Source organism: Collinsella stercoris DSM 13279 (assembly GCF_020735465.1).
GTDB classification, from domain to species: domain Bacteria; phylum Actinomycetota; class Coriobacteriia; order Coriobacteriales; family Coriobacteriaceae; genus Collinsella; species Collinsella stercoris.
Genome location: NZ_CP085935.1, coordinates 785184 through 806076, shown reverse-complemented (window position 1 = coordinate 806076; position 20893 = coordinate 785184). Strand labels below are relative to the sequence as shown.

21 protein-coding genes and 1 tRNA gene are annotated in these 20893 nt (G+C 65.0%); 3 read left to right on the top strand and 19 right to left on the bottom strand.

All coding sequences use genetic code 11. The annotated features are described in order from the left end of the window. Positions 1-2 precede the first annotated feature (2 nt). Both dut and LK434_RS03450 read left to right on the top strand, forming a co-directional pair. Positions 3-446 carry a dUTP diphosphatase gene (gene dut / locus LK434_RS03455; RefSeq protein ID WP_006721203.1) on the top strand — a complete coding sequence of 148 codons (444 nt, stop codon included), beginning with the start codon at positions 3-5 and terminating at the stop codon, positions 444-446. A 28-nt stretch (positions 447-474) separates the two neighbouring features. Continuing rightward, positions 475-1788, top strand: a complete 1314-nt coding sequence (locus LK434_RS03450; protein ID WP_006721204.1) for an NCS2 family permease — start codon at positions 475-477, stop codon at positions 1786-1788. A 134-nt stretch (positions 1789-1922) separates the two neighbouring features. On the opposite strand, the gene LK434_RS03445 is transcribed toward LK434_RS03450, so the two are convergent. Next, a complete protein-coding gene (locus tag LK434_RS03445) occupies positions 1923-3221 on the bottom strand; it encodes an MGDG synthase family glycosyltransferase (RefSeq protein ID WP_006721205.1) in 1299 nt (432 codons plus the stop codon). 111 nt (positions 3222-3332) lie between these two features. Here LK434_RS03445 and LK434_RS03440 point away from each other — a divergent pair, with 111 nt between their 5' ends. Continuing rightward, the gene (locus tag LK434_RS03440) at positions 3333-4268 is read left to right on the top strand and encodes an NAD(P)/FAD-dependent oxidoreductase (protein WP_006721206.1); all 936 of its coding nucleotides are present in this window, start codon (positions 3333-3335) and stop codon (positions 4266-4268) included. A gap of 396 nt (positions 4269-4664) precedes the next feature. Here LK434_RS03440 and LK434_RS03435 read toward each other — a convergent pair whose 3' ends face one another. From LK434_RS03435 to LK434_RS03350, 18 genes are all read right to left on the bottom strand, one after another. Then, complete coding sequence (locus tag LK434_RS03435) at positions 4665-5546, bottom strand: DegV family protein (RefSeq protein WP_006721208.1); 882 nt, start codon at positions 5544-5546, stop codon at positions 4665-4667. A 158-nt stretch (positions 5547-5704) separates the two neighbouring features. Then, positions 5705-6820: a coiled-coil domain-containing protein gene (locus tag LK434_RS03430; protein WP_006721209.1), complete on the bottom strand. Its 1116-nt coding sequence runs from the start codon at positions 6818-6820 to the stop codon at positions 5705-5707. Positions 6821-6858: 38 nt separating this feature from the next. After that, complete coding sequence (locus LK434_RS03425; RefSeq protein WP_006721210.1) at positions 6859-7392, bottom strand: adenine phosphoribosyltransferase; 534 nt, start codon at positions 7390-7392, stop codon at positions 6859-6861. 12 nt (positions 7393-7404) lie between these two features. After that, positions 7405-8301, bottom strand: coding sequence for a transcriptional regulator FtsR (gene ftsR, locus LK434_RS03420; RefSeq protein WP_006721211.1), 897 nt, complete (start codon positions 8299-8301; stop codon positions 7405-7407). After that, a complete protein-coding gene (locus tag LK434_RS03415) occupies positions 8294-8704 on the bottom strand; it encodes an FHA domain-containing protein (RefSeq protein ID WP_006721212.1) in 411 nt (136 codons plus the stop codon). Before LK434_RS03415 ends, ftsR begins: the two co-directional genes overlap by 8 nt. 91 nt (positions 8705-8795) lie before the next feature. After that, positions 8796-9539: a CDP-alcohol phosphatidyltransferase family protein gene (locus tag LK434_RS03410; protein WP_006721213.1), complete on the bottom strand. Its 744-nt coding sequence runs from the start codon at positions 9537-9539 to the stop codon at positions 8796-8798. A gap of 113 nt (positions 9540-9652) precedes the next feature. After that, positions 9653-9729: transfer RNA gene (locus tag LK434_RS03405), tRNA-Pro, on the bottom strand. 59 nt (positions 9730-9788) lie between these two features. Continuing rightward, the gene (gene coaBC / locus LK434_RS03400; protein ID WP_006721214.1) at positions 9789-10973 is read right to left on the bottom strand and encodes a bifunctional phosphopantothenoylcysteine decarboxylase/phosphopantothenate--cysteine ligase CoaBC; all 1185 of its coding nucleotides are present in this window, start codon (positions 10971-10973) and stop codon (positions 9789-9791) included. A gap of 3 nt (positions 10974-10976) precedes the next feature. Next, positions 10977-11690: a zinc ribbon domain-containing protein gene (locus tag LK434_RS03395; protein ID WP_006721215.1), complete on the bottom strand. Its 714-nt coding sequence runs from the start codon at positions 11688-11690 to the stop codon at positions 10977-10979. Then, the gene (locus LK434_RS03390) at positions 11687-12493 is read right to left on the bottom strand and encodes a Nif3-like dinuclear metal center hexameric protein (protein ID WP_006721216.1); all 807 of its coding nucleotides are present in this window, start codon (positions 12491-12493) and stop codon (positions 11687-11689) included. The genes LK434_RS03395 and LK434_RS03390 overlap by 4 nt, the downstream gene beginning before the upstream one ends. Then, complete coding sequence (locus tag LK434_RS03385; protein WP_006721217.1) at positions 12490-13656, bottom strand: cysteine desulfurase family protein; 1167 nt, start codon at positions 13654-13656, stop codon at positions 12490-12492. Before LK434_RS03385 ends, LK434_RS03390 begins: the two co-directional genes overlap by 4 nt. 3 nt (positions 13657-13659) lie before the next feature. Continuing rightward, the gene (gene rpe / locus LK434_RS03380; protein WP_040361230.1) at positions 13660-14340 is read right to left on the bottom strand and encodes a ribulose-phosphate 3-epimerase; all 681 of its coding nucleotides are present in this window, start codon (positions 14338-14340) and stop codon (positions 13660-13662) included. Positions 14341-14464: 124 nt separating this feature from the next. Further along, positions 14465-15481: an NAD(P)H-dependent glycerol-3-phosphate dehydrogenase gene (locus tag LK434_RS03375; RefSeq protein ID WP_006721220.1), complete on the bottom strand. Its 1017-nt coding sequence runs from the start codon at positions 15479-15481 to the stop codon at positions 14465-14467. Then, complete coding sequence (gene plsY / locus LK434_RS03370) at positions 15474-16163, bottom strand: glycerol-3-phosphate 1-O-acyltransferase PlsY (RefSeq protein WP_006721221.1); 690 nt, start codon at positions 16161-16163, stop codon at positions 15474-15476. The genes LK434_RS03375 and plsY overlap by 8 nt, the downstream gene beginning before the upstream one ends. 3 nt (positions 16164-16166) lie before the next feature. After that, positions 16167-17501 (bottom strand): ribosome biogenesis GTPase Der, encoded by a 1335-nt coding sequence (gene der, locus LK434_RS03365; RefSeq protein WP_006721222.1) that lies wholly within the window; start codon positions 17499-17501, stop codon positions 16167-16169. A gap of 335 nt (positions 17502-17836) precedes the next feature. Next, positions 17837-19297: a DUF512 domain-containing protein gene (locus tag LK434_RS03360; RefSeq protein WP_006721224.1), complete on the bottom strand. Its 1461-nt coding sequence runs from the start codon at positions 19295-19297 to the stop codon at positions 17837-17839. After that, positions 19294-20145 (bottom strand): 4-hydroxy-3-methylbut-2-enyl diphosphate reductase, encoded by an 852-nt coding sequence (locus LK434_RS03355; RefSeq protein WP_006721225.1) that lies wholly within the window; start codon positions 20143-20145, stop codon positions 19294-19296. The genes LK434_RS03360 and LK434_RS03355 overlap by 4 nt, the downstream gene beginning before the upstream one ends. 2 nt (positions 20146-20147) lie before the next feature. Continuing rightward, positions 20148-20891 (bottom strand): lysophospholipid acyltransferase family protein, encoded by a 744-nt coding sequence (locus tag LK434_RS03350; RefSeq protein WP_006721226.1) that lies wholly within the window; start codon positions 20889-20891, stop codon positions 20148-20150. Between the last annotated feature and the right edge of the window lie 2 nt (positions 20892-20893).

Sequence of the window (20893 nt, the reverse complement as noted above, 5' to 3'; positions counted from 1 at the left end):
CCATGCCCATGCTTACCGTAACCGTCAAGCGCCTTGACCCCACCGTCGAGCTGCCCTCCTATGCCTACGAGGGCGATGCCGGTCTCGATCTTCGCGCCAACGAGAGCGTCGATATACCGCCCTTTTCGCGCGTGTTGATCCCGACGGGCCTCGCTATCGCGCTCCCCGACGGATTCGCCGGATTCGTGCAGCCCAGGAGCGGCATGGCGCTCAAACGCGGGTTCACGATCGCGAACACCCCGGGCCTTATCGACGCCCACTATCGCGGCGAGCTCAAGGTCATCGCGGTCAACATCGACCCACATGAGACCATTCACATCGAGCGCGGCGAGCGTATCGCCCAGCTCGTCGTCCAGCAGGTGCCCGTCGTGCGCCTCATCGAAGTCGACGAACTCGACGAAACCGACCGCGGATGCGGCGGTTTCGGGTCGAGCGGTTCGAAATAGTCGGTCCAGACATAGAGGGGGATAATCTATGGACCAGTTTTTCAAGTTGGGGGAGCGCAAGTCCGACGTCGCAACTGAGTTGCGCGCGGGCCTGACCACGTTTCTGGCGATGTCCTACATCATCGTCGTGAACCCGCTCATCCTGTCCGCGGGCGGCGTTCCCGTCTCCGCTGCGGTCACCGCCACGTGCATCGGCGCCGCCGTCATGACGATCGCGATGGGACTCATCGCCAACCGTCCGCTCGCGTGCGCATCCGGCATGGGCATCAACTCCATCGTGGCATACACGCTGTGCGGTGCCATGGGCCTCGGCTGGCAGACCGCCATGGCCATCATTTTCGTCGAGGGCATCGCGATCCTGCTGCTCGTGCTCTGCGGCCTGCGCGAGGCCATCATGGACGCGATTCCGGTGTCCCTGCGCCACGGCATCTCGATCGGCCTGGGCCTCTTCATCGCCATGATCGGCCTCAAGGACGGCGGCATCATCGTCGCGAACGAGGCGACCATGGTGGCGCTCGGCAAGGTGACCGACCCGGTCTTCCTCGTCGGCCTCATCTCCATCGTCGCCACGGTCGTTCTGTCCTCCATGAAGGTCAAGGGAGCCCTGCTGTGGGGCATCGTGATCGCCTCCGTCCTGGGTATCCCGCTGGGCGTCACCGCCGCTCCGACGAGCATCGTGGCACCGCTCGATTTCACCACCTTCGGCGCGCCCTTCATGGCCGACGCCGATGGCGTGATGGGCGTCGTCAAGGCCCTGACCACCCCGGCGCTGCTGCTCTTCGCGTTCTCGCTCATGATGAGTGACTTCTTCGACACCATGGGCACCGCCATGGCCGTCGCCAAACAAGGCGAGTTCCTCACGGAGGACGGCAAGGTTGAGGACATCAAGCCCATCTTGATCGTCGACTCCGTCGCCGCGGCAGCCGGTGGCGTCTTTGGCGCCTCCTCCATCACCACGTTCGTCGAGTCCGCATCTGGCGCCGCCGACGGTGGCCGTTCCGGTCTCACCTCCGTGACCGCCGGCGTGCTCTTCCTGCTCGCCGCGTTCTTCTCGCCGTTGATCGGCTGCATCAGCTCCGCCGCCACCTGCGGCGCGCTCGTGTACGTGGGCTTCCTCATGATGAGCGAGGTCACCGAGGTTGATTGGTCCGATATCCTCGAGGGATTCCCGACCTTTATGATCATCATCGGCATCCCGTTCACCTATTCCATCTCCAATGGCATCGGCCTGGGCTTCATCGCCTATGTCATCGTCGCCGCAGTGACCGGCAACCTCAAGAAGGTGCGCCCGCTCATGTGGGTCGCCGCCGCCGCGTTCCTCGCGTACTTCCTGCTCGTGTAAGCCGAGCTGACGCAACCAACGGGACGCGCATAGCGCGCCACAACGGAAAAAGCCGCCTGCAGAACCATTGTCTGTGGGCGGCTTTTTACAAGACCTCGCATCGTATCATGCACATTGCAAGATGCCACGGCGCATCACCTCGTGTGCGCCGGCTTTCCTCCCCAGTAAAACTCGGCAAAATGACGTTCACGCTCGCAGGGAACGCCGGTCAGCCGCATCGTCGCCCGCACGATGTCCTTCGCGGCATCGGGGCGTCGCAGGGCGTTGGCATTGACCAGGAGCCCATGCAGCGCCTCGGAGTTGTCATGGAGGTGCCTGAGCTGCATGATCAGTTCTCGAGAGGTCGTCGCGTGCATGCTCGCGCCAAACGAGGTGAGCATGACTGTATTGGACTTTTCTTGCCCGTACGACTTTCCCAGCAAGATCATGGGGAGCTCGGCGCAGAGGCACTCCGTGACCGTCAGCCCGCCCGATTTGAGAATCGCAAGATCGCACGTCCTCATGAGCGCGGCCATATCGTCGACGTAATCGAGGACGCTCGCGTTGGGGAGCTTCATGCCCTCGAACACCGAATTGAGGTGCTTCGCATAGGCGATGTCCTTGCCGGGGAGAAACACGAAATGCATGTTCTCGAAACTTCTCAGGTAGGGAAGCGTCTCCTCCATCGCGGCCCGAAACCTCACATAGGGTTGCGGCAGCGCGGCGCCCGCCATGACGAGCACGAGCATTTTTTCGGCGGGCAATCCGAAGGCGGCGCAATCCCGCGCACGGTCGCGCTGCTCGCTAAACCCCGGACGAATGGGGATTCCGGTGACCTCGATGCAGCGCTCAGGTACCTTGCGGGGACGAAGCGTCTCCGCCATAAACTCCGTCGCCACGCAAAACAGGTCCGTCTCCTTGTGGGGCCACCATCCCTCGATCTCGTAGTCCGTTGGAACGCAAATCACCGGAAACTCGATACCCGTCATCATGCGCGCGCCGACCGCGGTATTGGCGGCGGTGATATGCGTGCATATGACCGCAAGGGGCCGCTTTTGCTCAACGTACTCATTGAACGACCCGAACATGATGCGCGACCATGCCGAGCCTCCACCCCAAAGGAACCGCCCGGTGAGCGTATAGCGCCACGTGACGTCGTAAATGGGGCGCGTCGCCCCCGTGAATGCCGCAGCCGTCTTGTTCCCGTCAAAATGGATGCGTCCGAAGTCGAGGACATCGAGGACGTCCACCTCCACGTCCGCGGGTACGCCCGAATCGCCCCGGAGCTGCTCGACCGCCTGGGCTATGGCCATCGCGGCGGCGCGATGGCCAGATCCCACAGAGGCATGCATGATGGTGATGACGGGACGTCGCGACGATGCGGCGACGGAAGCCTCGGAATCGGTGCGGCGATCCGCGGGGTCGAGTTCAGGGGCGCGGGTGTCAGTCGGCATGGCAAGAGTCTCCAGAGTCGTTGAGCTATCAGCATTGTATTGCTTGGCGTGTAAGTGTCATCCGCAATCGGGTATGAGCAAAGAAATGACGTACGAAAGGATGATTAACCTATGGCAACCAAGCACGACCTCATCGTCATCGGAGGCGGCCCCGCAGGGTATTCCGCGGCCCTGTACGCAGCACGCGCCAGTCTTGACGTGCTCGTCCTGGAACACGGTATGCCCGGCGGGCAGATCGCGACGTCCGATGTCATCGACAACTACCCGGGAATCCCAAGCTGTTCGGGGGCCGAGCTCGGGCAGAAGATGCAGGCGCACGCGGAGCAGGCCGGGGCGCACAGCGCCTATGGCTGGGTGCAAGCCATTGAGAAGGACGATTCGGGCTCGTTTGTCATCACGACGGACATGGAGCAGCTGACCGCGCGCGCGGTCGTCGTCGCGACCGGCGCGACCCCCCGCCAAGGTGGGTTTACCGGCGAGGACGCGTTCCGGGGCAGGGGAGTATCGTATTGCGCCACCTGCGACGGCATGTTCTACCGTGGAAAACGCGTCTTTATCATAGGCGGCGGGAATTCCGCCGTCGAAGAGGCCCTGTATCTGTCCAATATCGCCTCATCGGTCGAGCTGGTCGTCAGGCGCGATGAGTTTCGCGCTTCGCGCGGTATGGCCGATCGACTTCTCGCACGAGAGAATATCTCGGTTAGGTACCAAACTAGCATTACCGATGTCGAGGGCGAGACGTTCATCAACGCCATCACCTTCCGTGACAATGCAACGGGCGAAACCCATGTTGAACGATTCGATGAGGGCAGCGTCGGCATTTTCGTCGCGGTCGGTCATGATCCGGCGACCGCTTTGGTCGAACCGCTCGTGGATCTTGGGGCCGACGGCGGTGTCCTGACCGATGACGGCATGGCCACGCGCACCCCGGGACTGTTCTGCGCCGGTGACATGCGCTCAAAGACCTTGCGGCAGGTCATCACCGCCGCATCCGACGGCGCCATCGCGGCCATGAGCGCGTATCAATACATCGAGCAGCACAATTGATTACACCCCGATGAGGTGCTATCCGTAGCTACACTCAATGTTTCAAACCGCTCGAGCCGAAGCCGCCGCACCCGCGGTCGGTTCGTCGAGCTCGTTGACTTCGATGAGGCGCACGGCGGGCACCTGCTGTCGTATCGAGACGAAATGCCATGGATGGCATCCTGTCTTTGCCTCCAGTTCAGTTACTTCCTTTGCGAAACCTAATCTGTTGATAATATATATTATGTAAAGTTGACTTTTTACCGTACTTCATAGGATATTTGACGCCACGATGCGATAATGAACGGCCTCCCGTTCCTTGGGCGTTATTTGTCCCAAGGAACGGGAGGCCTAAGCATGGAGCGAAACAACGAATAGTTCTCACGTGGAATACGCGCGGAACGGAGGCCACTCGGCCTACTCTCCGAGCCATTCGTAGCCGATGATGAGTCCAGTCGCCTCGGCATAGTACGAGCAGAGCCCCCCGCATGGAAGAACGCGAATCTGCGACTGCGGCCATTCGGTCATAATCGCATCGCTGAGGGCCTGTGCGCCGGCCACATTTGAGACGTGATCGATGTACACCAAGCCGCCACGGAATCCATCCGAGCGCATCACATCGATGATCTTGCGATACGTCTTGCGGTCACCGCGCGTCGGCGCCACCACCTTAATCGTGCCCTGCGCACTCGCGGTTCCGAGCATGCGAATCGAAAGCCCGCTCGCCAACGCCCCCACCAGCTTGGGCATGCGTCCGTTCTTGGTGAGATTGTCATAGCTGCTCAGCGAGTACTGCACCTGCGAATGGGTGGCAAGGCGATCGGCGTAGGCCACCGCCTCATCGAACGTGCAGTCAGGATTATTGCTAAGGTGCCTATCTAATAGCTCGATGATCAATTCGAGCTTTCCGCCCGCGGCGTGCGAATCGAGCACGTAGATGTTCTTACCGGCTATCTGGCCATCGTGCTCGCGGGCGTACTCGTCCATGACGAGGTTGCGCCCCATCTCGGCGGCGTCGAAGCTTCCCGAGAGATTGGACGAGATGGTCACCGCGATCACGTTATCGGCGCTGCGGAAAAGATCGGCCCACTCCCCCGCGCTCGGGCACGCGCTGCCCGATGCCGAGCTCTCCGCGGCGACGCGACGGTTGAGCTCCTCGACATCGAGCGACGCGTCATCGATGAACTCCTCCCCTGCCACCTCGATCTTGAGGGGCGCGACCGCATAGATGCAGTCGGGAGCGGTCGGTCGATATTCGCGGAGGTTGCAGCTTGAATCAGCGATGAGTGCCCAAGTCATTCATATTCCTTTCGCCCATATGCGAGTGCTCAGAGTATATACCTTATTGCGCCGGCGCGGGCGTCCACCCATCTGCCACGTCAAGACACCTTCTACCCAAATAAAACGGCGGAGGGTCTGCTCCCCCGCCGTTGCGCGCTCTATGTATTGTTCGGGCGCTAGTAGCGCACGAACACCATGCCGGACTGCACGGGACCGACGACCACGCCGACGCCATACGTGGCGGAGTGGATCATCTGGCCGTTGCCGATGTAGATGCCGCAGTGGCCGGAATTCACGGCGACATCACCCGGCTGGGGGTTGCTCACGCGCGGCCACCGGAGGAAGGTGTACGTCGTGCCCAGACGCGTGTAGCTGCCCGTCAGGCAGTAGCTCACGAATCCGGAGCAATCGAACTGGCCGGGAGCGCAGGCGCCCCACACGTAATCGGCCTTGCCGACCCAGCTGTAGGCGCGGTCGACGATGGCGTTGCCGGTGCCGGGATTGTATCCGGGCTCGGGATCGGGTTCGGGCTGCGGCTGCGGCTGCGGCTGCGGCTGCGGCTGCGGCTGCGGGGTCGGAGTGGGCTGGGAAGGGGTCTCGCCCTGCGTCCCACCGCCTTGGTTGCCGGTACCGGAATCGGGCGTCTCGGTGTTCTCGACGTCCTGGATCTGTTCGCTCGAGCCGGCGTTGAGACCCTGCTGCAATGCCGCGTTGGCGGCCGCCTCGGCAGCCAACTCCTCCTGGAGCTTGGCGTCGAGGGAGTTGACCAGCGACGAGGCGCTCGCGCGCTGCTCGTTCAGCTCATCGACCTTCTTCTGCGTCGCCTGAACGTTCTTCTCCTGCTCGGCCTGCTTGTCGGTGAGCTCCTGCTTGAGGGTCTTCACCTCGGAGATGGTCTCGGCCTGCGTGTTGGCCACCTTGTTCATGTAGGTCACGCTCGAAACGAGCTGATCGAACGACTCGGAGGCCATCACGATCTCGAGCAGCCCGGCAAGGCCGCCCTTGTACTCTGAGGAGGCGAACGTGGAGAGAAGCTCCTGGCGCTCGGCGATCTCGGAGTTCTTCTGATCGATCTCGCCGCGCGTGCGCTCGAGATCACCCGTGAGCTCGGCGAGCTCGCCGGTGATCTGCTCGGATTGGCGACCGATGGCCTCGAGCTGCGCGCGGGCGGCGGCGAGATCGGACTCGGTATCGGCGAAGGCGAAGGTGGGAACGCCGGAGAACAACACGAGGCCGGTAAGGCCCGAGACGATCGCACGGCGAACGGTAAGGCTACGTTTAGAGTGCGTCATATGAGAAACTCCTCGATGCGCGCATGACGCGCGCTCGGTTACTGGACCTTGACGAGGCTGTACAGCTCCTGGTCGCCGGCGGCGGCGAGCGCCTTGCGCGGTTCGAGGAACGTCAGCTCCAAGATACAAGCATACCCTACTAGTACGCCCGACACATCTTGCACAAGTTTTCCGGTCGCCGCGGCGGTGCCGCCCGTGGCGATCAGGTCGTCGACGATGAGCACGCGATCCCCGGGCTGGATGGCGTCGCGGTGGATCTCGAGCGTGTCCGTGCCGTACTCGAGCTCATAGCTCACGGCATAGGTCTCGCGCGGGAGCTTGCCGGGCTTGCGCGCCGGAATGAAGCCCGCGCCGAGCTCGAGGGCCACGGGCACGCCGATCATGAAGCCGCGCGCCTCGGGGCCGACGACCTTGGTGACGCCCGCATCGCGGAAATGATCGGCGATGTCCTTGACCGTGCGGCGCATGGCCTCGGCGTCCGCGAACAGGGGCGTGATGTCCTTGAACACGACGCCCGGCTCGGGATAGTCAGGGATGTCGGTGATGTAGGACTCGTAATCGAAGCTTGCCATGGTATGCGCTTTCTACTCTGCGTCCAAGGGCAGGACGCGAATGGGCTGGGCTGCAAGTTCGCTCGCGTCGAGCGGAGAGATGCCTGAGGATGAGATGGAGGAGGCGTACGATGCGGCTGCGCGCCCCTGGGCCGCCTGCTCCGCGCGCGTGATCTCGTCGTCGATGGCGTCCACGTCGGCGTCCTCGACGACCGCGTTGAGCGATTCGAAGACGCGGTTGCGCAACAGCGCGGTGCGGACCCCGTCGGTGAGGTCGTGCAGCGTCTTGAACGCGCGGTCGAGCTTGGCCTCACGGTCGTCATCCGAATCGTCCGTGCCGAGCATGCCGATGAGCACCTGCTCGAAGAGGGCCGACTCGCGGTTCGCCGCGATGACGTACTGGCGCAGGTTGCGCGGCTCGATGTGGAAGCGCGAGAGCTCGGCGCAGTGACGGATGATCTCGAAGTCGCGGCCGTCGATCAATTCGCGATTCTGGGGGCTGCGAACGATGCGTATGAGGTCGTTGTCGGCCAGCTGGCGCAGAAACGCGATGTCGACGCCCAGGATATCGGGGACGTCCTCGATGAGATGGAGCTTTTGGCGGGTCTCCTTGGAGGCAACCTTCATGGGGGCATCGGTGAGCAAGCCGACCTCGAACGCGAGCGTGGAGAGGTCGGAGGCGCTGTCAAGCTTTTGCTTGATGGCCGAGAGCGGCATGTACCTCGTTTTTTGCAGATGCAAAATGACCTCAAGCCGATCGACGTCCGCTTTGGAGTACTGACGGTAGCCCTTGGGCGTGCGGTGCGGCGTTATGAGCCCCTCGTCCTCGAGGAAGCGGATCTTGGAGTTTGAGAGGTCGGGGTACGTTCCGCGGAGCAGGTTCACCACCTGCCCGATGCTGAGGTAGCTGCGCTCAGCCAAACTACTCACCGGTTTCGATGCGCTCCACGGTGCTCTCGTGGTACATCAGCGTGAAGGTGCCGATCTGCACGGAAGAGCCGTCGTGCAGAGGGGCGGAGTTGACGATCGCGCCATCGACCCAGGTGCCGTTGAGGGACCCCAGGTCCTCGATGAGGACACCCGCCTCGTTGCGCAGAATCTTGGCGTGGCTGCGCGAGACGGTCATGTCGTTGAGGAAAATGGTGTTGGCCGGATCGCGGCCGATGGTGATCTCGGGGGCGTCGATCTCGAAGACGTTGCCGGTCTGGGGACCCTTGATGATGGAGAGCACGGGAACGACGAGCGAGGCGCTCTTCATCAAATCGGGTGCCGTTGCGTCGCTGCTCGGCATGCGGAAGATGCGCGTCGTCTCATTCTGCTCGAAGTTGGCCATGGGAACCCCCTATTGGATACCCCAGATTACCATCCGGGAAAACGTCACTGATTCATTCATTCTACCGCAAGCGACGGGCGTGCAGGAGCAATCACGCAGTCTCCGCCGCAGAAGCCTCTTCACCCTCATCGATATCCGGGTTGAGGAAGTCCTCGTCCTCGTCCTCGGGATGGGCGATGGCGTTGCGGATGGCCTGCAGGCCCTTGACGGTGTACACGAGGCCGGTGAGCAGCGAGCAGCACACGCCCGCGTACACGAAGAAGATGCCGAGCGGGACGGGCGTGCAGTTGAGCCCGGGAAGCCACGTGAGCGAATCGGGGACGATGCCCAGGCCGTCGAGGACGGGCAGGCCGAGCAGCATGAGGGTGAACCCGCTCATGAGCAGCGCGGTGGCCAGCTTGCCGACGAACACGACGTCGATGGGCCGCTTATGGTAGCGCTTGACCACGAAGTTACCCAAAAACAGGTAGATGTCGCGCCCCACGATGGCAAGGCAGATCCACAGGGGCAGCTCCTCGCGGGCGACGAGGCCCACGACGCCGCAGAACAGCAGGGCGCGGTCGACGATGGGGTCGAGCAGCTTGCCCAGCCAGCTCACCGTCTTGGTCATGCGGGCGATCTGGCCGTCCAGCCAGTCGGTGGACGCGGCGACGGCGTAGATGACGAGTGCGACGTATCGATTGAAATCGGTGACGAACAGGTACAGGAACACGCCGGTGAGGATCAGGCGGGTGAACGTGATGAAGTTGGAGATGGTGAAGATCTTGTTGGACGGATAATCGGACGTGCCGATGAGCTCCTTCTTGATCTTCTTCCTGATCTTGCCTGCTGCCACGCGTGACTCCCCTGGTCGATGAAAAACACTGGAAGGATGATACCCGCTTTGCGGATGGCTAACCCATACGCTAAACAAAAAGGGCGGCCATACAGCCGCCCTCTCATGCTCCGTGGTCGGGACGACTGGATTTGAACCAGCGACCCCTTGCGCCCCATGCAAGTGCGCTACCAAGCTGCGCTACGTCCCGAAGCAAGGAAGTACTTTACCCAAAGCCCGCCCCGTATGCAAGAAGAATTTTGAAACTTCCTAAGATTTTAGGGCGACGGCACGTCTGAGCAGCTCAAATGCGAGAGCCTGCTTGCCGGTGCATGGCAGCTCCTCAACGCCTTGAGAACTCACCCACGTCACGGCATTCGTGTCGGAGCCAAAGGTCGACTCGGCGCGCGACACGTCGTTGGCGACGATGGCGTCGCATCCCTTGCGCTCAAGCTTGGCGCGCGCACGCCTCACCAGGTCGTTGGTCTCGGCGGCGAAGCCGATGACCACGCGATTTCCCTTGACGCGGGACATCTCGGCGAGGATGTCGGCGGTCTTGACGAGGTCGATATGCGTGAGCTCGCCATCGGCCTTGCTCAACTTATGGGACGCCGGGTGCGCGGGGGCGTAATCGGCGACCGCGGCGGCGCAGATGAGCATGGTGCACGCATCGAAGCGCTGCGATACGGCATCGAGCATCTGCGCCGCGCTCTCGACGCGGACGCCCTCGACGCCAAAGGGGATCGAGAGCTGGGTCGAGGCGGTCACGAGCGTGACCTCGGCCCCCATGGCGCGCGCCGCCCGCGCGAGCGCGTGGCCCATCTTGCCCGACGAGCGGTTGCCGATGTAGCGAACGGGGTCGATCGCCTCGCGCGTCCCCCCCGCGGTGATGAGCACGCGCTCCCCCGCCAGCGCCTGGGAGGTCTTCAGGGCGACGAGCGTTCGCGCGACGATGTCGTCGACGTCGGCGAGCTTGCCCTCCCCCGTGTCGCCGCACGCGAGGTAACCCGTGGCGGGGCGCACGATGTCGAAGCCGCGCTGCTCGAGCGTGGCGATGTTCTTCTGCGTGGCCTCCGCCTGCCACATGCCGACGTTCATGGCGGGCGCGACGACCACCGGCGCATCGGTGGCGAGGACGGTCGTGGTGAGCAGGTCGTCGGCCTGCCCGTGCGCGACCTTGGCGACGACGTTCGCCGTCGCGGGGGCGACGAGCACCACATCGGGCTCCTTGGCCAGCGAGATGTGGTGAATGGGGTCGCTGGGATTGTCGAACAGGTCGACGGCGACCTCCTCGCGCGTAAGCGCGCGGAAGGTGGTGGGGCCCACGAACGAGGTGGCGTGCTCCGTCATGCACACCTTGACGCGAACGCCGGCCTTTTGCAGGGCGCGCGCGATCTCACATGACTTGTAGGCGGCGATGCACCCCGTCACGCAGAGCAGGACGGTCTTTTGCACGGTCTACTCCTCGGCATTCAAGACGATGATGCGGTGGCAGTAGGGGCACTCGGCGATATCGCCCGCGTGGCGCAGCGCGTCCATGGAGGCGGGCTGCAGCGCCGTGCGGCACACCGTGGGGACGTTGCCCTCGATGCGCTCGACGGTCAGGCCGCGAAAGCGCGCGAGACCGCGCTCGTACATCGCGCGGGTCTCCTGCGGCAGGCGCCCCAGGAGATGCTCCCGGCGGCGCGTGAGCTCATCGATGGAGGCCTGCAGACCGGCTGCCTGCTCGCGGGCGGCCTTGGTGTCCTCGATGATGGACGCCTCGAAGCGCTTGATATACCCGGCGAGCTTGTCCTCGCGCTCGCGCGCCGCCTCGAGCTTCTCAAGGGCGGCCGGTCGGTCGAACGCGATCTTGTCCAGGCGCTTGGCGAGCAGCGAGAGCTCCTCCTCCAAATCGCGGACGGCGCGATAGTCGCTCGCGTCGATCGGGCGCTCTTGGGCGGCGGTGATGGCCTCGTGGCAGGAGCGCTCCGCCTCGTCGAGGTCGTCGACGGCGATCTGGGCGTCCTTGCGATCGGCGAGCAGGCGCGTCGCCTCGGACTTGAGCTTGGCGTAGGAGGCGCGCTTCTTGGCGAGCTCGGCGATGAGCGGCAGGTCCTTGAGCGTCTTGCGCTCGCGGTCGAGTTCGAGATCGGTCTCCTGGAGCTTGATCAGATCGGAACCTTGGCTCATGCATGTCCTCCTTGCGACGGCACCCACCACTGCTGGGGGAGCGGAATGATATGTATACGGTCTTGCGCGACGCCCGCATGCGCGGTCGCATCGGCAAGTATGCGGCAAAACGGCTGCTCGATCCGGTCATGGCCGAGCAGCACGACAGAAAGCCCACGGAGCGCGAGATCCTGCGCGCGGTGGTAGCCCAGCTCCCCGGTCACGACCGCGTCGCAGCCGTGCTCGAGCGCAAGCTCACCGAAGTCACCGAGCGAGCCGCCCACGAACGCGATGCGCCGCACGAGGGCGTCGGGTCTCCCCCACGCCTGCGCGCATGTCGCGAACGCCTCTTGCGCGCGGAGAGCGAGCTCCTTCACCGTGATGGGGTCAGTCTCGCAGATCCCCCCGATGCCCGTGCGCTCCGGCTCCTCCGCCCATTCCAGCGACGTGCGCGCCGCAAGCCCCATGAGCCGCGGAAGCAGCGTGCGGGCGGCACATGAGCGGTCGAGGTTGGTGTGCATCGAGATGATGCTCACGCCGCGGCGGGCGGCCTCGAACACCGTCGCCGAGGAGCTCGGCCTGCCGGGCGCGGCGGGGCAGAACCGGTCGGGAGCCGAAAGGTAGACGGGATGGTGCGTCACCAGGACGTTGGCTCCGCGCCGGACGGCCTCATCCAGCGAGGCGACCGTCGCGTCGAGCGCGCAGGCGACGCCCGCCACCTCGGCGTCCGGATCGCCCACCGAGAGCCCGACGCGATCCCAGGGCTCCGCGTCCCGGGCAGGGAACGCCTCGAAGAGCGCGCGCTCCAACTCCCCTACGTTCATGCGCCCACCACCTCGAAAAGCGCCTGTGCGAACCGCTCGAGCGAGTCGGGCTCCACCCGGTCGTCGAAGGAGATCCGCAAGGACCCCAGCGCCTTCTCGCGCGGAATGCCCATGGCGCGCAGGACATGGCTCGCGTCGAGGCTCGCGCTGGAGCACGCGCTGCCCGCCGAGACCTCGTAGCCGAGCCCATCGAGCTGGAGAATGAGCTCCTCGGAGTCGATGCCGTCGACGTAGATGCTCACGATGCCCGGCAGCCGCTCGACGGACGTCCAATCGCCCATCGTCGCATGGATGCGCGGGTGGGCGCACAGGCGCGTGTAGAGCCCGTTCGCAAGGGAGCCGACCTGCTCGCGGTGATGCGCGACCAGGGGCCGCAGGGCGCTCGCCGCCGCGGCGAGCGCGACGATAGCGCGCAGGTCCTGCGTGCCGGGCCTGAGGCCGCCTTCCTGTCCGCCGCCGAAGCTCCTCGCCCGTATGGGCGTGCGCGACTTGAGGTAGAGCGCGCCGATACCGACCGGGCCGCCCACCTTGTGGCCGGCAAGCGAGAGCGCATCGACGCCGAGCGCGGACACGTCGAAGGGGATGTGCAGCCACCCCTGGATCGCGTCGCTGTGCATGCGCGCCCCCGCGCCGTGCGCGATGCGCGCAAGATCAGCGATGGGCTGGACGACGCCCGTCTCGTTGTTGGCGAGCATGACCGACACGAGCGCGACGTCGCTCGAGATGAGCCGCTCGAGCGACGATGGGTCGATGCGACCCGTCGAGTCGGGTTTGATTACATCGACCGTAAACCCATCGGCGCGCAGCAGGGGCAGGTTGTCGAGGATGGAGTCGTGCTCGATCGCCGAGACGATGACGCGCGACCTGCCGCGATCGCGCTCGCGCACGGCCTGGGCGATGCCCAGAAGGGCGAGGACGTTCGCCTCGGTGCCGCCGCCCGTGAACACGATCTCGCTCGCGCGCACGCGCGTACCGAGGCTTGCCGCGACGGCACGGCGGCACTCCTCCAGCCGTATGGCGGCTTGACGTCCCAGGGAATGAAGCGAATTGGGGTTGACCCCCGCGAGACGGGAGGCGTCGTAGTCGGCCTGCGCCCGAACCGCCTCGGGCCGCATCGGCGTGGATGCGGCGTAGTCGAGATTCACATACCGTTGCGTGGACATGGGCTACGCGCCGATCCGAGAGCGGCCGAGCTCGGCCGCGGAGCGGATGGCCTCGACGGCTGCCGCCGGGTCCTTCGCGCCAAAGACCGCGGACCCGGCGACGAGCACCGTGGCGCCCGCGGCAGCGATCCCCTCCGCGTTGGCGATGCCCACGCCGCCGTCGACCTCGATGAGCGGCGCGACGCCATGCGAGGCGCACAAGGCGGTGAGCTGCCGTAGCTTTTCGATGGTGCGCGGAATGAACGCCTGGCCACCGAACCCGGGGTTGACGCTCATGAGCAGGACCATATCGACATCCTCGATGATGTCCTCGAGGACGAAGACGGGGGTTGCGGGGTTGAGGACGACGCCTGCCTTGCACCCGCGCTCCTTGATGTGCGCGATGGTGCGGTGCAGGTGCGTCGAGGCCTCGTAGTGCACGGTAAGGAGGTCGGCGCCGGCATCGATGTACCAGTCGATGGTGTCATCGGGGTTGGAGACCATGAGGTGCACATCGAGCGGGATGTCCGTCGCGCCCTTGCACGCCTTCACGATGGCGGTGCCGTAGCTCAGGTTGGGAACGAAGTGCCCGTCCATCACGTCGACATGGATGAGGTCCGCGCAGGCGATGAGGTCGAGGTCGCGCGCCAGATGCGCCATGTCGGCGGAAAGAATCGAGGGCGAGATCTTGATAGGTGCGGACATGGCGTGTTCCTTTCGAACGGACAATATGCGATTGATGGATGTGGACGGGGGCCAAAAGGACCCGGCCGGCGGCGGACCGCAGCGGGCGACCCCTGTGCGCAGGGCAGCGGGCCACCCGTAGGCGCTACTCGTCGAGGCCGTAGAACTCCTCGTTGGGGATGCGGTTGACGAGCGTCTCCAGGACGGACTCGAGGGTGACGCCGCCGTACAGGACGCTCTCGAGCGCGAACGTGAGAGGCACGTCGACGCCCTTGGAGCGGGCGAGCTCGCTCACACTGCGCGCGGCGGCGGCGCCCTCGACGACCATGCGGCGGCGGCTCTGGTACTCCTCGAGCGATTCGCCGTGGGCGAACGCCTCGCCGAACGTGCGGTTGCGCGAGTGCCGGGAGGTGCAGGTGACGATGAGGTCGCCCATGCCGGCAAGACCCATGCAGGTCATCGCCTCGCCGCCGCAGGCGTGCACCAGGCGGCTGATCTCGGCCAGGCCGCGCGTCATGATGAGCGCGAGGGCGTTGTCGCCCATGCCGGAACCGGCCGCGATACCGCAGATGATGGCCATGACGTTCTTCATGGCGCCGCAGAGCTCGACGCCCACCATATCGGAGGACAGGTACACGCGAAACGCGGGGCTCAGCGTGAGCTCCTTGAAGAACTCGCCGACCTCGACGCTCTCGCAGGCGATGGTCGAGGCGGAAAGCGACCCGTGGCAGATCTCCTCGGCGTGGTTGGGGCCCGAGAGCGCGGCGATGCGCTCGGGATGGCCGATCTCGCTGGCGATGACGTCGCTCATGAGCAGACCGGTACCGAGCTCGATGCCCTTGGCGAGGCAGAGGACGGGCAGCGAGTCGCTCACATACGGCGCGCAATCCCGCGCCACGCCGCGTAGAAACGCGGACGGCACGGCGAAGATCGCGGCGTCCGCGCCGGTAAGGGCCTCCTCGTGCGAATTGGTCGCCGTGACGTTGCCAGGCAGGGTGTAGTCCTTGAGGTAACAGGCGTTCGTATGGCGCTCGTTGATCTCGATGACCGGATCGGCATCGTAGGACCACATGACGACGTCATGGCCATGCGATGCGACGAGGCCCGCCATGGCGGTGCCCCACGAGCCGGTGCCTATCAGTGCAATGCGCATATCACTCATCCATCTTGTCGACGCGTTTGGTAAATGAAAGCTTGGACTCGGTGCCGTTCATGAGCTTCTTGATGTTGGAGCGATGCGCCCACACCACCAGCAGGCCGAGGGCCCCCATGATGAGCTTGAACGCGAGGGACGCGTGCGGAAACAGCAGGCAGGCCGTGATGCCGACCAACCCGGCAGTCGCAATCGAGCCGACGCTCACGAACTTGGTAAGGGCGACGAGCACGATAAAGATGCCGAGGTGCAGCAAGGCCCAGGGCAGGTTGATGGCAAAAAGCACGCCGACTCCGGTGGCGATGGACTTCCCGCCCTTGAAGCGCAGATAGAAGCTGAACATGTGGCCAACGACACACGAGATGCCGAGAACGGCAATGACGAAATCATGTGAACCGCCGGGGTAGAACGACGCGACGGAGCAGCCGAACGCCCAAGAGAGGAGCGGAAGCGCACAGTTGATGCTGATGACCGCCTTGAGGACATCACACACAAGCGTGAGGATGGCCACCTTGGGTCCGCCGGCGCGCAGCGCATTTGTGGTACCGATGTTGCCCGATCCGACCTTCTGCAAGTCCACATGGGCAAGACACTTGGCAAAGAACTTGCCAAACGGAATGCCACAAAGCGCGTAACTGACCACGCAGGCCAATGCGAGGCAAAGCCACACATGCATGGACGTGGAACCCATTCCCTACTCCTTGTCCTTGTCGGACTTCTTGGCGCGGAAGCGCAGGCGGATCGGCGTGCCCTTGAAATCGAACGTCGCGCGCATGCGGTTCTCGATATAGCGCTTGTAGTTGTCAGTGACCAGGTCCGTGTGGTTGACGAAGAACGTGAACGCCGGGGGCTTCTCGCCGGTCTGCGTGACGTAGTGCATCTTGAGGCGGCGCTTGCCGTCGGAGACGGTGTGGCCGAACTCGCGCATGTCGGTGAGCAGGCGGTTGAGCTGCGACGTGGTGATGTGGCAGGCGCGGCGCTCGGCGGCGGCGTCCACCATGTCCCAGATCTTATGCACGCTGCGCCCGGTCATGGCGGAGATGCGCAGGTACTCGGCCCACGGGGCCATAGTGAGGCGGCGGTCGACCGTCTCCATGACGGCATCGCGCTCGTAGTCGTCCTTGAGCAGGTCCCACTTGTTGAGCAGGACGACGAGCGCGCAGCCGCGCTCGATGGCGAGGTTCGCGACCTTCTGGTCCTGCTCGGTAACGCCCGTGGACGCGTCGACCACGAGCAAGGCCACATCGGCGCGATCGATCGCGCGCAGGCCGCGGACCATGGAGTAGTACTCGATGTTCTCGTAGACGGTGCTCTTCTTGCGGATGCCCGCGGTGTCGACCATGCGGTAGCGCTTGCCGTCGCGCTCGACCACCGTGTCGATGGCGTCGCGCGTGGTGCCGGCGATGTTGCTCACGATGGAGCGGTCGTTGCCGATCATCTTGTTGAAGAGCGAGGACTTGCCGGCGTTGGGGCGCCCGATGATGGCGACGCGCAGGGTGTCGGGCTCGTCCTCCTCGCCCGCATCCTCGGGCAGAAGGGCGACGACCTCGTCGAGCAGATCACCCGTGCCATGGCCGTGCAGCGCGGAGACCGCGACCGGGTCGCCGACGCCCAGGGAGTAGAACTCCCACAGGTTGTCGTTCTCGCGGGCAGGGTTGTCGAGCTTGTTGACGAGCAGGAACGTGGGCTTCTTGAGCTTGCGCACCATGCGCGCCACGCTCTCGTCCTCCTCGGTGACGCCCACCGAGCCGTCGACGACGAACAGGATGACGGCGGCCTCCTCGGCCGCCGCGAGCGCCTGGTCACGGATGGAGGTGGCGAACACGTCGTCGCTCTTCATGGGCTCGATGCCGCCGGTGTCGACGAGCGTGAACTCGCGACCGTTCCAGTCGGCCACGTGGTAGCTGCGGTCGCGGGTGACGCCGCGGCTCTGGTGCACGATGGCGTCGGAGGTCTGGGCGATACGATTGACGAGCGTCGACTTGCCCACGTTCGGGCGGCCGACGATCGCTACGATGGGTCGAGACATACGTACTCCTTGAGTAGTCATAACTGCAAGAATTTTACCATGCGGTCCCACGCGCTCGCGGTCCGTCCCAGAACCTCCGTATGTTGGGCGCAGCCTCGCAACCCACCGTCCCGGGGCCCGGCATGTCGTCCGGCGCTCGGACAGTCCTGCTCGCACGGAGGCCCCATAAGGGGCCTTCGGTTCGTGCGGAACTCGCGGCGGACGACATGCCGGGCCCCGGAACTGCGCGTGCCCACGCTGCGCCACCCGTTTCTTCCCGAAGCACAGCGGCGCGGCTTCGACAGAACGGCAGGCGACCTGCAAGGGAGAATCCCTTCGCTTTGCAGCAGCAAAGACTAGCCCATCAACAGGGCATCGAGGAGCTGGGACGGGGCGGGGGTCGAATAGCGGACGGTGGCGCCGCGACGCTCGAGCTCCACGGTGATGGAGCGCCTCTCAACTCCGTCAAGGGTGAGGGAGTCGTAGTTGAACATCACGTCGGGGATGAGGACCGTGATGGCGGCGAGATCCCGCGGGAGCTGCGCCAAAAGATCGCAGGCGCAGATGAGGCCGGTGACGTTGACGTTGCCGCCAAAGTACTCGTTCTTGATGGCGCGGGAGGAGACGGCGCCCGCGGGAGCGAAGGCCGCGCAGAACGCGTCGAAGGTGCTTTGGGCGGCCTCGCCGCAGATGACGAGGGCCCGGCGGCCGTCAGCCGCAAGCCGCTCGCCTACGACGGAAAGGTCCTCGGCCCGATCGCAGCGCAGCGCGTCCACCTCGTCGAGGAAGCTGCGCAGCATGCCGATGCCGTCGTAGAACTGAGGGAACCCGTCGTAGGTCTCCGCGGGGGGGACGGGGAGCTCGGCGTCGATGTAGAATTCGTCCGCGAGCTGAAAGACCGTCGCGCCGCGCGTCGTGCGGGCGCGCCGCTGAAAGGGCTCGAGCATCCGCACGACGGCGCGAGACGCCTCGACGTCGTCGGAATACGAGGTCGTGAATCGCTTCTGGTGCTTGGTGAATCCAAGGGGCACGATGGCGAGACTCGTGATGCCGGGGTGCGCCTCGACGTATCTCAGCGTGGACAGCAGCTCGTCCCCATCATTCAAGCCGGGGCAGAGCACGATCTGCGCATGGATCTCGATGCCGGCGTCGAGGAACCTTTCGAGCACCTCGATGCCCCGGGGGGCGTTCCGGCCGATCAGCTTGCGACGGCACTCCGGGGTGATGGCGTGCAGGCTCACGTTCATGGGCGAGAGCATCTTGTCGATCGCGTCGTCGACCTCGGCGTCGGTCATGTTCGTGAGGGTGACGAAGTTGCCCTGCAAAAAACTGAGCCGATAGTCGTCGTCGCGGATGGTGAGGGTGTTGCGGCTCTCCCTGGGCAACATGTTCATGAAGCAGAACACGCAGGCGTTCACGCACGTCCTCATGCCGTCAAAAACCGCGCCGTCGAACTCCAAGCCCCATTCTTCCCCGGGGAAGCGCTCAAGGATCGCAGGCGTCACGGTGTCGTCACGCGGGTCGAACACCTCGATCTCGACGTCGTCCCCGTCGCTTTCCCACAGCCAGACGATCATGTCGGTGAGGGGCTTGCCGTTGACGCTGAGCACGCGCATCCCGCACTCGATGCCCAAGTCGTCCGCGGGCGACTCGGGGGCGACGGCTATGACGAGGGCACCCTCGCCGTCGTCGGGCGCGAGCGACCCGTACGGCGCGGTGGTCGATGCGTACGCCGGGACGGTCGGTGACGACGGGGGCACGTCGAAAGCGGAACCCCCATCGCCCAGAGCGGCGGGCATAGGGGTCGATTCGCTCATCGGGCCTCCGTGAGCGCGCGGATCTTCTCGACGGCGCGGTCGATGTGCGCGGCCGGCGTCGAGGCGCCGGCGGTGACGCCGATGTGCTCGACGCCGGTGAACCAGGAGGCCTCGAGCTCGGAGGAGTCCTCGATATGGTGCGTATGGGCGCAACCCATCTGGCAGATCTGGGCAAGTCGGCGCGTGTTGCCGGAGTTCTTCCCGCCCACGACGATCATGACGTCAACGCGCGCGGCGAGCTCGGCGGCGCTGTCCTGGCGCTCCTGCGTGGCGGCGCAGATGGTGTTGATGACGCGCAGCTCCGACGTGCGCGAAAGAAGCGCGGAGACGATCGAGCTCAGCGCGCCCACGGTCTGCGTCGTCTGCACCACGACGCCTACCTTGCGCGACAGCTCGATGGCGTCGAGGTCGGCGGGAGTGGAGACCACGCGGGCGCGCTCATCGGCATGCCCCATGATGCCCTCGACCTCCGGGTGGCCGCTCTCCCCCACGACGATGAGCTGATACCCCTCGCGCACGAGCTTCTCCGCGGCCATGTGCACCTTTTTGACGTAGGGGCATGTGGCGTCCAGCACCGTCAACCCCAACCGCTCGGCCCGATCGACGACCTGGGGCACGACGCCATGGGCGCGGATGATCACCGTGCCGGCATCGACCTCCTCGACGCGATCGGCCACCGTCACGCCGGCATGCTCGAGCTCGGAGACGACCAGCGGGTTGTGGATGAGCGGGCCGAGCGTGCGGACCGGGCCGCGCGACTCGCGCGCCGCTTCCGCCGCAAGGGTCAGGGCACGCTCGACGCCGTAGCACACGCCGGCATGGCGAGCGACCTCGATGGTGAGCGCCATTGTCAGAACCTCCCGGGGTGAGCGGCGCGCAGGGCGTCGCGCAGGGCGTACATGCGACAGATCGCCTCGTTCTCGACCCATTGCGCGCGCTCGCGGCGCTTGAGGCCCTGGGGCGCATCCTTCGCGTCGAGCGCATCGCCCACCGCGATCCAGCAGGTGACGGGACGCATGAGCCTCTTGCCCTCGGGAGTCACATCGCGAAACCCGCATACGGCCATGGGCAGGATCCGGGCCTTGCCCATCTGCGCGATGAGCGCGAAGCCGCCATGGATCTCGACGGGCTGGTCATCGGTGCGGATGCGGGTGCCCTCAGGGAAGATGAGCACGTCCTCGCCGCGCTGGAGCGCATGCTGCGCCGCCCGCAGCGCCGCCATGTCGGCTTCGCCGCGCTCGACGGGAATGCCGCCCGCGAGCGCGAAGGCCCATCGGGCGATGCCGATCTTGTTGAACTCGGACTTGAAGATGGGGCGAACGCGGTGCCCGCGCGCCCATAGATACGGCACGAGCGCGACGACCTCGGCCATGGAGGTGTGGTTGCAGATGACGACGGAACCGGTGGAACCCCCGACTCGCTCGGGGAGCCTTGAGGGGTCTTCCACGCTCCAGCGCCACATGAGCTTGGAGAACACCCAGAGCACCGCCATCACCAATGCGTAGATGGCCCGCTCATACCAGGGAAAGACGCTCATGGCCGCATCGTAGTGGGACGCGGCGTTGAGGCCCGAGACCTTGCCTTCGCGTGCCATGC